The organism is Neolewinella antarctica, assembly GCF_011927835.1.
Classification (GTDB): Bacteria; Bacteroidota; Bacteroidia; order Chitinophagales; family Saprospiraceae; genus Neolewinella; species Neolewinella antarctica.
This window is the reverse complement of the sequence record NZ_JAATJH010000002.1, coordinates 41489-57694: the sequence shown is the minus strand read 5'-3', so window position 1 is coordinate 57694 and position 16206 is coordinate 41489. Positions and strand designations below refer to the sequence as shown.

Genomic DNA, 16206 nt, shown 5'->3' with positions numbered 1-16206 from the left:
CCTACCCCCGCCCAACCGTCAGCCACCCATAAAGCACCGGCACCACCAGCAACGTCAGCAGCGTAGAAGAAACCATGCCCCCGATGATCGTCCAGCCCAGCGGCGACCACAAACTCGTCGCCTGTAACGTGAGGGGCAGCAGGCCCAGAATGGTCGTCAACGTAGTGAGCACGATGGGCACAAACCGCCGTTCGGCTCCCTCCCGAACGACCCGCGCCAGCGGTAGCCCTTCGTCGCGCAACTGATTCATATAATCCACCAAAATAATGCTGTTGTTGACCACGATGCCGGACAGCGAGACAAAACCGACGAAAGCGAAGAAACTGAACGACCAACCCGTCAGCCAAAGGGCTACGAAACTGCCCGTCACCGCCAGCGGCAGGGCGGAGAAAACGATGATGGGTTGGAGGAGCGATTTAAACTGTAAGACTAGCACGGCGAAAATACCGAGCATAGCCAGTATTAAAATAATACCCAGCGTGCCGAAGGTGGATTGTTGCTTTTCGTATTCCCCACCGACGGTGTATTTGTAGCCCGCCGGCCAGTCGATCGCTTCTACTTCGGCCAGGATACTTTGGCTGATGGCGATGGTATTGTCGGCGTTCGTGACGTCGGCGGTGACGATGGCGACCCGCTCCAGATCGAAGTGGGTGAGGGAGGAAGGCATGCTGACGAATTCCAGGTCGGCGACCTGGCGGAGCGGAATTTGCGCGCCGGTCCGCGTGGGAACGTACACGCGGTCGAAGTCTTCGATGCCCGGGGCCGCGTCGTCGTAGGCGATGCGGATGTTGAGCGGGTAGTCTTCGCCGTCGGCCAGGCTGACTTCGTCGAAGGTGAGGCCGGAGAGGCTGGCGAGAATGGTACGGTCAAAATCGAGGGTGTTGAGGTTGGTCAGGCCGGCCTTTTCGGGGTTCATTCTCAGGTGGAGGTCGGTTTTGCGTTCGAGAAGGTCGTTTTGGATGTTGATGGTTCCTTCCGTGGCGATCAGGATGGCGGCTACTTTACCGGTCAGTGCTTCGACTTGACGGTCGTCGGGGCCGCTGATTCGTAGTTCGATGGGGGCGTTGACGGGGGCGCCGTTCTTTAGCTCCTGGAAAGTGATCTCCGCACCTGCGTACGCGCCAAATGTTTCCCTTAAATCACGTAAGGTGGCGTAGAAACGGACCGGGTCCCATTCGGTGAAATTGACGAGTATCTGGCCTACGTTCTTTCGGAAATTTCGTGGAATTCGGTTGTAATAAATGAAAGGATTCCCGTGGCCGACGTTAGCGGAATAATCACGAGTATACTCTAGACCACCTACCACGGACTCCACGAACGACACCGCACGGTCCGTCTCCTCCAGATCACTGCCCGGGGGCGTTTTGACGTCGATCAGGAGCACGGGCTTATCCGCCGTCGGGAAAAAACTGACGCCGATGCTGGGGAACAGGCTTACCGCGCCAATTAACAACCCGATCGCCACTACGATCACGAGCGCCCCGTACCGCAGACTAATGTTAAGCGCCGGCCGGTAGATCTTGGCGATCACCCAGTGTAGGGCTCGCTGCGGTAAGGGCGCCTTCCGGCCCTCCCGGTATTTCAGTATTTTAGATGCTAGTAGCGGACTAAAAGTAAGCGCCAGCAACAGCGAAATCCCCAACGTGAGCATCACCGTGACCGGCAAAGATTTGAGGAATTCCCCCGGCCCGCCACCCAGCTGCGTCAGCGGAAGGAACGCCAGTAAGGTCGTTACCGTCGAGCTGACAATGGCCCACCCGACCTCGCCCGTGCCCTTGGCCGCCGCTTCAGCCGGAGACAGCCCCTGCTTCAAATAATCATTGATGTTTTCTACCACCACGATGCCGTTATCTACCAACAAACCGAGCGCGAGCACTAAGGCGGCAATACTGATCTGCTGCAGGGCAAAACCGCTCCCGTTCAGTAGCGCCAGCGAAACGAGAATGCACAAAGGAATGACGATCATCACGATCAACGCCGGCCGCAAGCCGAGAAATAACAGGATGATCACGCCCACGAGTAATACACCCTGCAGGAGATTCATAAAGAAATCGCCGATACGAGCCTTCACCGCCGGAGCCTGCTCGAAGGCCGTTTGCAAGCGAACGGTGGGCGGCAGATCAACGCGCGCCTCGTCGAGGGCCGCGTGAATATCTTCACTCACGTTCATGATGTTGCTCTCGTTCTCCAGCAGCACCGAAAGCAGCAGTGCCCGTTCGCCGTTGTAGCGTGCTCGCCACCGCTCTTCTTCGTAGGCGAAGTTGACGTCGGCCACGTCGCGGAGGTAGATCAGCCGTTCGTCGCGACTGACCAGTACGGTCTGGCGAATCGCTTCCAGGTCATCGTAGCTGCCGCTCGTTTTGATGCTGAAGCTGGTCCCGGCCGCGGCGACGTTGCCCCCCGGCACGTTCACGTTGTTTTCCCGCAGGACCTGGATGACTGTCCCCGGTGCCACGCCCCGCGCCACGCACTTTTCGAAGTCGATACTAACGCGCACCAGTCGATCCGGAAAAGCATCTAATTTCACTGCCTTCACGCCCGCGACGGCTTCGAGGCGGTCCTCGACGTTCTCCGCAATCTGCTCCAATTCGTAGTACGGAGCGGCCGGGGAAGTGAGCGCGATCTGATGGACCACCGCCCGGTCTTCCTGCTTGAATTGCCCGAATTCGTAAAAAACAATACCCGCCGGTAATTGATCCCGGACCGTGTTCAGTTGCCGTTCGATCTCTACACCTTTATCGTCCCAGTCCTCGATGTTAAACGAAGCTTCAATTCGGAAAAAAGCCACGCCTTCAGAGATGTCGGTAGTGACTTTATCAAGATCGTCCACCTCTTCCAGCGCGTCCTCCAACGGATTAACGATCAGTTCTTCCATATCCTGCGGGCTGGTGCCGGGGTAGACGATCGTCAGGATATACCTCGGAAGGTTAATACTCGGGTCTTCGGAGCGGGGCATGCTCTGGTAAGAAAGAATGCCTACGGCGGCGGCGATCAGGGTTAGGATGGCTACGAAAGAACCGTTTTGGATGGACCAGTTTGGGAGTTGCATTTTTGGTGTTTAGTCTGTGGTCTTTATTCTATCTTCTTTCCCATACTACTGGACATTTTCCCCGGACGCTTGGAGGACCTCAACAATTTCGCCTTCGGCTTCACGGCAGAGGACGCTCCAAGGTCCTCAAGTAGAATTTTAGAACCTTGGAGCGTCTCGAAACTAAAGCGTAGCGAAGGGTTTCGAGTCCTCCAAGCGTCCGGTTTGAAAATGTCCAGTAGTGTGCTTCTTTCCTCTATCTTTTTAATTCTTTAAAATCAATCTTACTACCATCCGTCAGATAGTGACTTCCCCGGGTGATGACCTGGTCCACGCCCGCTAATTCGCTGGCCGGAACGATGACGGCCTCGTTGAGCAGGCGGGTGAAACGGATGGTTTTTTCGCGGGCTTTTCCCTCTGCGTCCGGTACGAAGATTCTGACGTGCTTTCCCTCTCCTTCCACGATTGCCTGCGTGGGAATGCGGTAGTACTCTGGAGTTTTGGAGGGATAGACTTTGGCCCGGCCGACGAAGCCGCTGCGGAGGGTACGGCCCTGTCCGTCGAGGGTAAGTTCGATCTGGAAGGAGCCCGTGCGGGGGTCGGCAGCGGCGGCGATCTCGGTTACTTTGGCGGGGACGGGCTGGTCGGGGTATGCGTCGAGATCGACCAAGGCGCGGTCATCTAGTTGGATGTTGAGCAGGTCGCGATCGGCGACGTTGATGCGTAGCACGAAGTCGTCGGCTCCTTCACCGGCCAGGAAATACAGCGGCGTTCCCGGGGCGACGAGCTCACCGGCTTCGGCCATTTTTCTGATGATGCGGCCGCTGACCGGGGCGGTGATCGTGGCGTATTTGCGGTTAAATCCGGCGATTTCGAGGTCTGATTCCGCTACTTCGAGGGCCGTCGTGAGCCCTTCTTTTTGTTCCAGCGTTGCGGCCTGTTCTTCGTAGAGTTTGGTGACGCGGTCCACGTCGCGCCGCGCCTTATCGCGGGCCTGGGTGGCCTTGGCGACTTGCGCGTCCACCTCCGTCGTTTTCAGTTTGGCCAGCACCGTTCCCCGGCGGACGTACTGGCCTTCGCGGGCGTACATCCGGTCGACCACGCCGCCGATCTTGAAGCTGAGGCGGGCTTCGGTTTTGGCACCGATCGTCCCGCCGGCTTCGATGGGTATCGGCTCGGTGGTGGGGCTGATCGCAATGACCTCGACGGGCACTGGGGCGTCGGGCGCGCGGGTGACGGCTTCCTGGCCGGGGTAATCCGTTTTGCAACTGAAAAATAGTAGCGTGGCGGCTAGGGTCAGTATAATCTTGGCGTGCACGGGAAATGATTTTAATAGTGAATTTATTCGCCGAGGGCGGCACGGAGGGCGGCGTCGGCCTGGAGCAGGCGGAAGCGGCTAAGGTTAATGCTCAGTTCTTGCTGGGTGACCTGGTTACGGGCGTCCAGTAATTCAACGAGCAAGGCTTGTTGGGCGCGGTATTTGGCTTCGATAATCCGGTAGGAGGCGCGGGCGGCGGTGGCGGCTTTTTCGGCGGCGTCCAGTTGCGCAGATTCGTTTGTGATCCGTTGCCAGGCTTGCCATACTTGGACGTCTACGCCGTTTGCGACATCGGCTCGTTCCTGACGCAATCGCTCGCCCTGCAGTCGAGTTTGCTGTTGTTGCAGGCCGCGTTTTTTGCCGTCGTAAAGGCTCCAGTTGAAGGCCACGCCGCCGGTTACGTAGGGTTGGCCGTCGAATTCTTGGTCGAGAAAGCCCTGGGCGCCGGCGTTGAGGAATAGGTCCAGGGTAGGTTTACCGCCGGCGTTTTGGAGTTCGGCGAGGAGTTCAAGGCTACTGGTCCCCTGGTCGAGTTGTTTTAGTTCGGCTCTTTGTGCGCGGCCGCGGGTGCGAAGTTCTTCCAGAGGAGCAAGGGTCCTGGGAAGTTCATCCGGACTGGCAATAGCTAATTCCGTACTGACATCCCGACCAAGTAGCCGGTTAAGCGCGGCGGCAGCCACCGATTTCTGCTGGGCGTAACTAGCCGTGCGTCCGTCCAAACCGGCCAGTTCCGACTCCGTACGGTAAACGACATCCGCCGTAGCCTTGTCGTTCCGGACGAGCACTTGATTGACGCGTAAAACTTCCGTCAGTACGATCCGCGCGCTGTCGATGATACTTACGCCTTCGTTGGCCAGAAGGTAGGAATAATACAGATCCCGCACCTGCCGGCGAATGTTGTTGCGTAAAGTTTCGGTGGCCAATTCACCTTCTCGTAATTGGCTACGTCGCAAGGCTACCTCCCGCTGAATGCGGGGTTGCAAGAGCGGCAAGCGAACTTCCACCCGGGTATCGTGGAAATTATTGGGCATCAACTGCTCGTTCACGTTTTCCAGGTTAGTGGGGAAACGGCTCTCATTCGCCACTTCGTTGAGCGTGGCGTAGACCGGGTTAAACAGATCACCCACGGGGAAATCAAGCGTACGCCCTCCGACGGCTAGTATGTAGTCAGACCGCAGATCGACGGTCGGTCGTCGGTTCGCGGCGGCTAGTTCGATACCCAGGCTACGCTCGTTCTCCAGCAGCCGACTGGCGATCAAGGTAGGGTTTTGTCGTAGCGCGATTTCTACGTAAGCGTCCAGTTCGGTGGTTTGGGCGAACAGCGCCGTCCCGGCAAGTAAAAAGCTGATAACAGATAAAACTTTATGAACGGTGTTCAGCATCATGGCAAAAAATTTTAGCGGTCGGTTTGGATCAGCTCGATCATCGTCCGGTTAGACGCAAACAACAATTCCTCGATGTCCATACCGCGTAATTGAGTAGTGCTTTCCAGGTTTTCGTAGATGTGTAATCGGTCGACAATGTAGAGGCTCACCATGCCGTGTACGAATGACCAGACGGAAAAACTCGTCCGGTCCGGGTCTTTGTCCGGCAGTTGCCCCGCGGCGATGCAATCGTTGATCAGCGCCGCCAGCATATTATGTAATTCGATGCCCGGCTCCCACTGCCGGTCGTCTTCGAGCGCCTGCATTGGCTTGTCCATCATGAACATGAGGCGGTAGAGATCCGGGTTTTCCAGTCCGAAACGGATGTAGCGATCGCCCATGGCCCGTAGGCGGTCGATGGGTTGCTCCAGTTCCGGCAAATCCTGGATGTACACCAGCCCCCGGCGGAAGGCGGCTTTCTGTACGGCAAAGAACAACTCGTCCTTATCCTTATAGTACACGTAAAGCGTACCGACGCTGTACTCGATCCGCTTGGCGATCTTGCGCATGCTCACACCGGCGTAGCCCACTTCCCGGAAGAGATCGGTGGCCGTGGTGATGATGAGCTGGCGTAGTTCTTCTTTTTCGCGGGCTTTGCGTTCGGTTATCCCCATGTGGTTGAGCAACGGTTATTTTATGGACGTTGTTCAAATTTACGGACAATTTTGTTTGTCCACTCCTCTGAGGCCACTTTTCCGTGCGATAAGTCAAGCGGGTAGATTGCTTTGACGTGTTGTGTTTGTCCCATACTACTGGACATTTTCTCCAGACGCTTGGAGGACCTCAACAATTCCGCCTTCAGCTTCACGGCCGAGGACGCTCCAGGTCCTCAAATAGGATTTTAGAACCTTGGAGCGTCTCGAAACTAAAGCGTAGCGAAGGGTTTCGAGTCCTCCGAGCGTCCGATTTAGGAACGCCGCTTTAATAACTGTCCTGATTGAAGCGCCACTAGCGTGGTGGTATTCGAGCGATTTGAAGACCAGCATCCCGTACTTAGTCGGGACGGTGGTTTTCAAATGGTGAAGAATACCGCCGCGATAGCAAGCTGCACCCCGCAGGAGCAGCGAAGCTAAATCGGACAGTTATTGAATTGGCGTTCCTTAAAAGCGTGAAGAGCTTTGCACGTCCCCCCTGTTATTCTTACTTAAGTTCGCTTTGCTAGAGTACTCATCGTCATGTGTTAAAGTTCAAAACTTTATTGGATTTCCTTTACATAAACTAAAATACAAACATAACTTACATATAATTAATACGTATTCGTGATTTATTTTTAATACTTAAACACTAAAAGTTAGAAATATGTACAAATATATACTAGCAGTTTATTTAGTAGTACTCTCAATACATTTACGGGCACAGGTTGCTACGACCTCCTTCAGCGAATCTGCCCAGCTTGAAGCCCAGCCCTATTGGAATGATCCAGCTAATGGCCCAAAGATCGACCTCCAACTCCCCAAAGATTTCCAGGGAAGAACTAAAGCGGCGCAGGCGGGAAGCGCCGAAGAAATAGCGTACCGTGTGTTCCGTACCATTGATTATAGTGATGGATTGGAGACCGTAGCGAACGGGTTGGTAACATGGCAGTTAACGGTCAGTGCTAAACAAGCAATGACTTTATCGTTCCGGTTTAGTGAAATTTCTCTACCAGAACGCGGGGAATTGTACCTCTACAGTCCTGAATCGTTCATGAGTGTCGGCCCCATAACTAGGTCGAACGTAGTGGACGAAACCCTGAATACGGATTACATAAATGGTAGTACAGTGACCCTCGTTGCCAGGTGGCCCGAAGTGGAAAAAGCGCCGACGCTCGTTATTGATTCTTACATGCTGGGCGTGCGGGCGCTGGCCGCGCGCAGTGATGCTGCTTTTGGAAGTTCACTGTCTTGCAACATCAACGCTTCTTGTCCATCACCATCACCCATACCGGACTTGGACTTACAGATAGAGTCCGTTTGTAAAATTTTGATAGGAAGTGGTGCCTGTACGGGTGCATTAATTAATAATGCCTGCAATGACTATACCCCTTACGTTCTGACTGCCGAGCACTGCTTTCTTTCTACGGCCGAGCTTACGAATGCTATTTTTAGATTCAATTATGAGAGTGCCGTTTGCGTCGACTCAGATGGCGATTCACAAGGTGTCGAGCCTGATATTAGTAGGTGGGTATCTTACAGCGGTGGTACGGAGATATCGAGTTGGGATAGATTCACCGGTTCCGACTTTACTTTATTAGAACTTAGGCAACAGCTAAGGGAGCCTTTTGCGTTCTCCGGTTGGGATAGACGAAACCTACAACCGGCAAACTCTACCTTCATTCATCATCCTCGGGGGGACGTAAAAAAGGTTACGTTTGAGAGCGACCAAACTACCCCTGACGGAAATTTCTTTGATTTTGTCTTAACCCCCGGTACGGGGGGAGATAGAGGGTCCCTGGAGGGAGCATCTTCCGGTGCCCCTCACTATAATCCGCAGGGGAGAATTGTGGGTTGGATTTCGAGTGGTTGGCCACATTCTGTTCCGTGTGACGCCACTTCTAGTGTAAACAGCAATGGTCGTTTATTCAGCTCTTGGCTCGGCGGAGGAACGGCAGCAACAAGATTACGAGACGCCCTAGGAGCCGGACGAGATCCTAATTTTATGACTGCGCTGGAGAGTGCTAACATGAACGGAATTAAGAACGTATGCAATTCTACTCAGCGCTTCACCTTGGTAAATCGGCCGCCGAACTCCTTAATAACCTGGACGGTTAGCCCCCGTAATTTGGCAACGATTACCGAAAATACCGCAAATTTTGTTGACCTCTCACCAGTGCCTGGACGGGGGGGGAAGTTACCCTAACGTGTACGATTCGCTCTATATTTCCAGAGTGTGCCAATACAATTACCGTTGAACGACAACTATTAGTTGGTCGACCAGTCGGATATACGAATCCTGGCGGAACTATTTGTAGAGGCCAGTTGGACCACGGCCAGAATGAATATATTTTACCCGTATCACCAGGGGTAGATTCCTACGTACTTACTACGAATTCATCGGGTATATTCATCCCGAATAGTATAGTTTCTCCCGGCCAACCGGTAAGATTTATCGGAACGCAGGTAGGAACCCATAGGGTAGACCTAACGGTCACGAATGTTTGTGGATCGAGCACCTCACCTATTTTCGTACGCGTTGAAAATTGTGGCTTAGGCGGTACGACATTGGACAATTTCGCCGTAACGGTTACTCCAAATCCAACGAATACTGGCAACGTTAGCGTCAAAGTGGAAAACGATAAACTAATTAGTTATACTATTATCAGCATGACCGGCCAAGAATTGTACAGTACCATGGTGGACTTCCCCGAAGAAGAAATAACTTTAGATACCAAACAACTAAGTACGGGGCTTTACATTCTTCGTACGAACCTTGAATCCGGGAATACTGCAGTCAATAAAATCATCGTTAAGAATTAATTATTGTAAACGTTCCGATGTATTTTACTCAATCCACACCTATGCAACTATTCTTTGTTACAGAAGAAAACTATAATGCAGCAAGATCTACAGTGAGGCTCGCCCTAACGGTACTAGTCATGCTGTTCTACACGTGTGCGTGCTACGCTCAATCAAAGTGGGGCGTAAGACTAGACGTAGGGCTCGAAAACTCTGATACTCGACTGTTCAACACTCCAGATCCTCGAGTATTTGCGGGTCAACCTGACTTTTTGAATGCACAGCTTTTCTACCTGGGGGTCAATCGCGAATTAAGCGTTTCTAATCGAATAAGTATACTACCCTCTCTCGGTATTAAAATGACTCGCCAGTCTTTTACGCGACCGTTCGATCACAGCTTAGTTAGACCTAGTGATAATACACGTATTCTTAGGTACTATCACAAAAGCGAATCTCTCGGGATCAGTCCTTCGGTACAGCTTGAATACCATTTTGTAGAGAAGTTTTCGTTTTTTATCAGGAGCGAACTGTTTATTCCTTTTAGAAGAGCGTTCAAACTTGACGAAGGTCAAGCGCCTTATCCGTTCGTTTCTAACGAACTAAGGGTAGAATCTTTTGAAGTTTCTCCCGGCTTAAAAATTCGCTATTCGAAGATCCACTTCGGGCTATCGGCTCGTGCTCTACGGGTGGCATCTCTGGACGAGATTATCTTCGGACCGTGGATTGGAGATGAAGAATTCCGGTCGAAACATTCAGATCTTCATAATCCCTTACGAATAGTGTTTACTACGGACTACTGGTTTTAGTGACTAAATCCTCGTGTGTATGGTAATTACGACGCTACTTGATGCAGGGCTGACGGCTGAAATTTCTATTTGATTTTCAGCTACTTTCACCCCCGCGACACGTTCGACTACATCCACGCCATGTTGCATAATCCCGGCTGCCGGGAAAGCTACGCGGAGTTCCTCAAAGTCGACCTCCCGTATGTGCCCTACTTTACCGACACGAGGGTTTTATTGAAGGTGCGGCGGGTGGTGGGGGTCATGGATCGGAGCGTTTCTTCCGTAAGGTGTAATGGGGTTTTGGTTCGCGGGAGATACTTATTTTTTGGGGTCAACCCGCTGACCGATCTTGTAAGCCAAAAGCTGAACTCCCTTTACCCAGCGAATTAAACGTCCTTGGCCATAATGATTAACGACAGTTTACTGATGAACAGGAAGAACATCAGGCCAATCAGTTTATTGGTCCCCCTGGGCGCGTCCCTAAATTCCTTCCAGACAAAAATTCCCCAAATAGCCGCCACCATCGTCGCTCCTTGCCCCAGTCCGTAAGAAATCGCGAAACCCGCCTCCCCCGCGGCGATCATGTTCAGTACGAACCCCAGGCACCAGATCACACCCCCGGCAATACCGATCAGGTGAAGTTTTGGCGTGCCGAGTTTGAAGTAGTCGCCGTACGTTACCTTTTCTCCGCTCACGGGCTTGTACTTGGAACGATAGGCCGGATAGTAGGTCACACGAATGCCGAGACGCAACATGTTCAGGTGAACCCAAAACTCCTCAATTGATCCTATTCAATCCAATAACCTTCAAGCATAACCCGATTAATTGTCTGCGAATTTTTCACATCATCCAGCGGATTCTTCTCCAGCATCAGAAAGCTCGCAATTTTCCCCTCCTCGATGCTCCCCATGCGATCATCCATTTTCAGAAATTCCGCAGGAGCGATCGTTGCGGCACGAAGGGCTTCTGCATTTGTCATGCCACCTTCCACCATATATTCTAATTCTTTGTGCGCACTGTATCCAGGAATGACCATAGGGGGCCCCGCATCCGAACCCATAAGTACGGTAACACCTGCCTCGTGCATGATCGTGAAGTTTTGCATTATTGTATCTTTAAATGATTCTTTATCACTATTAAGGCTTAGCATCAGTTGTTTTAGCGGCCAGTTTTTCAGGCTGCGATTAGTTCGCTCGGAACTATATTGCAGCATAAAGGGGTCTTCCAGAAGTTCACCGGAACTTACGTACTGGAAACCATGCGCCCCGGAAAGCGTCGGTGTATAAGCGACAGAATTTCTTACCATTTTTTCCAAAAGAGGTCCGGCATCCGTTAGTAATTGGTCCGCTGTAGTATGCACGATGACATCTACGCCAGCATCTACGGCATCTTGCAAGTCGGCCTGACGGGTCACGTGAGCAAAAACCGGCAGACTATACCGGGAAGCTTTCTGAACGATTTTCCTCAGCAACTGATTCGACAGCCTCGGTATTGCTGAATTACCATCTAGGTTAGATTCTACCATGACTTTGATGCCATCGAGACCAAGTTTTTTCTTTGTAGAGAATATAGCGTCTAAATCAGTTTCATCCGTTATCGTGAGGACGCCTTGTTCGTCAAGGTCTATTTCATCTTCCGGTAAGCCTGAAATCATGGGTACGTACGAAATAGGATATCCACCCGGCTCGGTAAGTACATCTCCAGCAGCTAAAATTATGGGGCCTACAACTTCGTGCTTTCGTTGTTTATCCCTTAGTGCTGCCGTGATTTCTTGGTTGAACCCGTGTCCACCCAGGGTGAAGATCGTACCCACGCCGTATCGCGCAAATTGCTCCAACGCCATTGGCCGGGTAGCTACGTTCGTTGACATCAACCCACCGCTGTTCAGGTGGGTGTGCATATCGATCATTCCCGGCAGGAGGTAACGATTCTTTGCGTCTATAACTTCATAGTCTGCTTTCAGGCTATCGGGAGCTCGGCCCGCGAAAATATACTCGAAAATACCGTCCTGTATGATCAGGTTTTGGCCCTCCACAACTACACCAGTTTCAACATCAATGATGTTTGCGTTGGTTATTAAATAGTTATTACTTTTATCAGGGCTATAAACCGCCGATGCTTGAAGTTTTAGTGTGTGTTCTGCTGTATTTTGAAACCAAACGAAATAACCTGCGGTACCGAATAGTAGGATAACACCTACTATAATACCAATAATCTTTAAAGCCTTCTTCATAATTGTGTTTTTGGCTTCGCGTTCCCGCAAAGCCGTAATGTTTGAAAGTGTGCGTGTCTACCCTTAGACCTGCCTCAACAATTTTTTACGGTCGCTGGGCTAAGCTTACAGTCATGACTCAGACTGAGAACTATTAATATTTTGACCTTACAATATAACGAAACATACATCCAATCACACCCCTGAGCACCTAAATCATTTGAAATACACGCTTACGTTCGAATTTAATCATTAACGTCACAAATATGGATTATCGAGATAGGACGCTGACGTTCTGCCTTATTCACTGACCTTACGCAATCGGATTATACCACACAGCATGAAGTACTGCGAAGCAAAACCCACAAACACGAAAGAATAAGTAAGCGGTACTTCGGCTTAACCGTACACCGCTTTTTTGTGCTTTTGTGCACACTACTGGACATTTTCAAATCGGACGCTTGGAGGACTCGAAACCCTTCGCTACGCTTTAGTTTCGAGACGCTCCAAGGTTCCAAAAACCTATTTGAGGACCTTGGAGCGTCCTCTGCCGTGAAGCCGAAGGCGTAATTATTGAGGTCCTCCAAGCGTCTGGGGAAAGTGTCCAGTAGTATGGCTTTTGTGTTTGTGTGGCGAAACAATCTGCGTAACATCAGTAATTCAAAACCAAGACCATTAGGGGAAAAGCTATTTGGCCCTGGCCCAGAACCCCCTGCTCCCCTTCCGGCTTACCCCTGCACCTGCGACCGCGCCCCGAAAAAGCACTAACGAAACAACAACCAGCATAAAGGCAGCCTGTCTGGTATATGCGGACGAATCCACGCCGCTATTCATACATTCGTTTGCTGTACCTTCATTCTTTACCTCCTCCTAGTTACGCCCCCTCACCCCAGCTCGATGCCAAGATTTTTCAATATTCTTTTCTTACTGCTGGCTGGCCTCTTATTAACAAGCCAATCCCCACCCTTCGAGCATCTGACGGTCGGTGACGGTCTCTCCCACAACACGGTTTACACCATCATTCAGGACAATTCCGGCCTGTTCTGGATCGGCACCCGCTACGGCCTGAATCGCTACGACGGCTATGATTTTCGGGTATTTACGCCGGGGGACGAAACGGGGTCCATCAACGGTCCGCAAGTACTTTCGCTGCTCGAAGACCGCCAGGGGCGCATCTGGGCCGGCCACCGCGACAAGGGAATCAGCATTTACGACAAGCGCACCGGACGCTTCACGCCCTTTTCGCTGGGTGGAGCAGGAGACAGCCCGGTAGACTGGTCGACCATCACCGTCCGGGCACTTTTTCAGGACAGCCGCGGCCTCGTCTGGATCGGTACTTTCGGCGGCGGCGTGATCGTGCTCGACGAAGCGGGGGAGCTACTCCACCATTTTTCTACCTACGCCGAATCTCCGTTTACGGGTCAAATAAGTAGCGATTTTGTTTTTGATTTCGTGGAAGACGAGAACGGAAACGTGTACGTCGCAACCTCCGGCAAAGGCCTTAATCTAATTAATTATTCCGAGCGGCGCATCGAAGTACTGCACGCGCCGGACGCCGACGACCTCAGTAGTTTCGACAAAGCCCTCTGCCTGACCGGCAACGGCGACGTATGGGTAGCGACCTCGGGAAGTGGCGTGTATCGCTACCAGCCGGAGCGTGAGCAATGGCAACAATACGACGCGCCCGGGCAGGTCAGCCACCCCATCGTTACCGACATCGCGGAAGACCGGAACGGCAACATTTGGTTAAGTACGGACGGCGGCGGGCTCAACCTTATCGACCCGGCTACCGGTCGCCAGGAAGCATTTACTTACGCCGCCACGCGGGCCTCTTCCCTCAATACCGACGCGCTTTACCACTTGCTTTTCGACGGTGCCGGCAACCTCTGGGTCGGCTCTTTCAACGGCGGTCTCAACGTGCACCGGGCCATTCAACCACCTTTCGTCACCGACCGGCGGTATGATCTGGAACGAGCGCGGGGCCTCCGCTCCGTACTGGCGGTGGCTGAAGATCAGGAAGGCACGACCTGGTTGGGCACCGATGGCGGCGGCCTGTTCTCCTTCGGCGACGAGCTGATGGAGCTTAAGAATCAGCGGGCGCGGACGCGGGTGCAGGGTAAAGGGGCAGAAATAGATAATGTAATTACGGCGCTCGCCCCGGATGGTAACCGTGGACTCTGGTACGGCTCTTACGCCGGGGGGCTGGGATACTTCGACCAAAGCACCAAAACAGTCACCAAATTTCGCCACGATGAAGACCAGCCGGAAAGCCTCGCCCACGACAATGTCTGGGATTTGGCCATTAATCCGACCGGAGGGGTTTGGGTCGGGCTACTCGGCGGAGGACTTGATTACCTGCCGCCCGGCACCGAAGCATTTCAGCATTTCACGCCCCAACCAAATGATGAGCAGTCATTATCCGGCCTCCTGGTCACCGATATTTTACTCGATCAAAACGGACGGTATTTGTGGGTTGCCACCGAGCATTCAGGCCTCAACCGGGTGGACCTTAGCTCCGGCACTTTCCAACGGTTTCAGCATTCTCCCGAAGATTCTAACAGTATCAGTAGTGATGAGATTCGTCACCTGTTCCAGGATTCAGCCGGGACGCTGTGGATCGGGACGGAGTACAATGGGCTCAATTCACTAAGCGCCGGTGAGGAGAAATTTACTCGTTTTAATAAATCGAATGGCTATCCTTTCGAGATGGTCAACGGGATAACCACTGACGATGAAGGGTTCTTCTGGATCACCGGTCTCAAGCAGATCTTCCGTTGGAATACGACCGATAATAGTCTACTCGAAATGGCTGCGGAAAAAGAATTGGGGTATAATCTTTATAACCCCGGAGCGATCCAGAAACTAGCCGACGGCACTTTGATCTTCGGCGGCGTCAACGGCTTTTCCGTCGTCGATCCGGACCGGATGCACCCGTCGCTGGCCGCCCCGGAAGTCCTCATTGCCGAACTTCAGTTAGCCAACCGCACCGTCCTACCCGGCGGGCGGAACGGACGACAAATACTATCCGGCGACCTCAACGACCGGGATACGGAGATAAATCTCACTTACCAGGATCGGGGAATCGCGTTTTACTTCGCCGCGCCGGCCTACCCAAGCCCGCAGGAAATACGTTACGCTTTCCGGTTAGAAGGTTTTGATGAGGACTGGAACCTTACCGCCCCGGGAGAACGAATGGCTTACTATTCTAATCTTGAGGGAGGAACTTACCGGTTGCACGTCAAGGCTGCCGGAGCGGATGGTGTTTGGGGTGAACCCTCCCCTCCCCTGTCCGTAATCGTACAGCCTCCGTTCTGGCAAACACGCTGGTTTATCATCGGAATTATCGCACTCGGCCTTTTATCTATTTATCTGCTGAATAAGTTTCTACTCAGCCGCCAACGGGAACGGTACCAACAACAAGCCCTGGCCAGAGAACGGGAAATTCTTAGCCTAAAGAACCAAACCCTGAAGGAAGAAGTCGCCACCAAGCAGTCCGAACTGGGTGCTTCGCTGCTCCAGATGGCGCACAAAAACAAGTTTCTCAACGACCTGAAGAACAAAATCCAGCTCCTGAACGCAAAAGAGGAAACTGCCCCCGCTAAATCATTACGCTCGGTCATTCGCGTCATCGACCAGGAACTCACCCAGGAAGATTACTGGGAACAATTCCAACTCATCTTCGACCAGGGCTACCAGAACTTCGTGGGTCGCCTCCGGGAGGTCCACCCTACCCTTTCCGTTAATGATAGCCGGCTCTGCTGCTTTATTCGAATGGAACTTAATAACCGGGAGGTTGCCTCCATACTTAACATTACCCTTAATGGGGTGGAACAGGCTAAATACCGGCTTAAGAAGAAGATGGCTTTGCCTCGGGAGGTTAATTTGAATGGTTACGTGCGGGAGTTTGGGTGATTACGTGCGCAGGTGGTCGGATAAATAAATCAGCCAGCGCAGCCAGCTGGTTTTTTGTCCGAACACTCGTAGCGAACCACTGACAAGATAGTA

At 52.4% G+C, this 16206-nt stretch carries 9 protein-coding genes and 1 pseudogene; 4 read left to right on the top strand and 6 right to left on the bottom strand.

The genetic code is table 11. The features are described 5' to 3' along the window. Position 1 precedes the first annotated feature (1 nt). The 4 genes from GGR27_RS05595 to GGR27_RS05580 form a co-directional block, all read right to left on the bottom strand. Positions 2 to 3049: an efflux RND transporter permease subunit gene (locus GGR27_RS05595; protein WP_168036439.1), complete on the bottom strand. Its 3048-nt coding sequence runs from the start codon at positions 3047 to 3049 to the stop codon at positions 2 to 4. A 235-nt stretch (positions 3050 to 3284) separates the two neighbouring features. Next, positions 3285 to 4346: an efflux RND transporter periplasmic adaptor subunit gene (locus tag GGR27_RS05590; protein WP_168036438.1), complete on the bottom strand. Its 1062-nt coding sequence runs from the start codon at positions 4344 to 4346 to the stop codon at positions 3285 to 3287. 23 nt (positions 4347 to 4369) lie between these two features. Further along, positions 4370 to 5731 (bottom strand): TolC family protein, encoded by a 1362-nt coding sequence (locus GGR27_RS05585; protein ID WP_168036437.1) that lies wholly within the window; start codon positions 5729 to 5731, stop codon positions 4370 to 4372. A gap of 11 nt (positions 5732 to 5742) precedes the next feature. Then, positions 5743 to 6384, bottom strand: a complete 642-nt coding sequence (locus GGR27_RS05580) for a TetR/AcrR family transcriptional regulator (RefSeq protein WP_168036436.1) — start codon at positions 6382 to 6384, stop codon at positions 5743 to 5745. A 685-nt stretch (positions 6385 to 7069) separates the two neighbouring features. Here GGR27_RS05580 and GGR27_RS05575 point away from each other — a divergent pair. The 3 genes from GGR27_RS05575 to GGR27_RS20525 all read left to right on the top strand — a co-directional run bounded on the left by GGR27_RS05575 (position 7070) and on the right by GGR27_RS20525 (position 10379). Next, positions 7070 to 8608, top strand: coding sequence for a trypsin-like serine peptidase (locus GGR27_RS05575; protein ID WP_168036435.1), 1539 nt, complete (start codon positions 7070 to 7072; stop codon positions 8606 to 8608). A 119-nt stretch (positions 8609 to 8727) separates the two neighbouring features. Further along, entirely contained in the window at positions 8728 to 9225 is a 498-nt protein-coding gene (locus GGR27_RS20380) for a T9SS type A sorting domain-containing protein (protein ID WP_168036434.1), read from the top strand. An 854-nt stretch (positions 9226 to 10079) separates the two neighbouring features. Further along, a complete protein-coding gene (locus GGR27_RS20525) occupies positions 10080 to 10379 on the top strand; it encodes a type ISP restriction/modification enzyme (protein WP_168036433.1) in 300 nt (99 codons plus the stop codon). On the opposite strand, the pseudogene GGR27_RS05560 reads toward GGR27_RS20525, so the two are convergent. Then, positions 10376 to 10687 (bottom strand): annotated as a pseudogene (locus GGR27_RS05560) (multidrug DMT transporter permease); the annotation flags it as partial. The gene GGR27_RS20525 and the pseudogene GGR27_RS05560 sit on opposite strands and share 4 nt — an antisense overlap. 89 nt (positions 10688 to 10776) lie before the next feature. Further along, on the bottom strand, positions 10777 to 12222 hold the full coding sequence (locus tag GGR27_RS05555; RefSeq protein WP_168036431.1) for an amidohydrolase family protein: 1446 nt from the start codon (positions 12220 to 12222) through the stop codon (positions 10777 to 10779). 876 nt (positions 12223 to 13098) lie between these two features. Between GGR27_RS05555 and GGR27_RS05550 the strand changes: the two genes are divergently transcribed. Beyond that, the gene (locus GGR27_RS05550; RefSeq protein ID WP_168036430.1) at positions 13099 to 16113 is read left to right on the top strand and encodes a ligand-binding sensor domain-containing protein; all 3015 of its coding nucleotides are present in this window, start codon (positions 13099 to 13101) and stop codon (positions 16111 to 16113) included. Positions 16114 to 16206 lie beyond the last annotated feature (93 nt).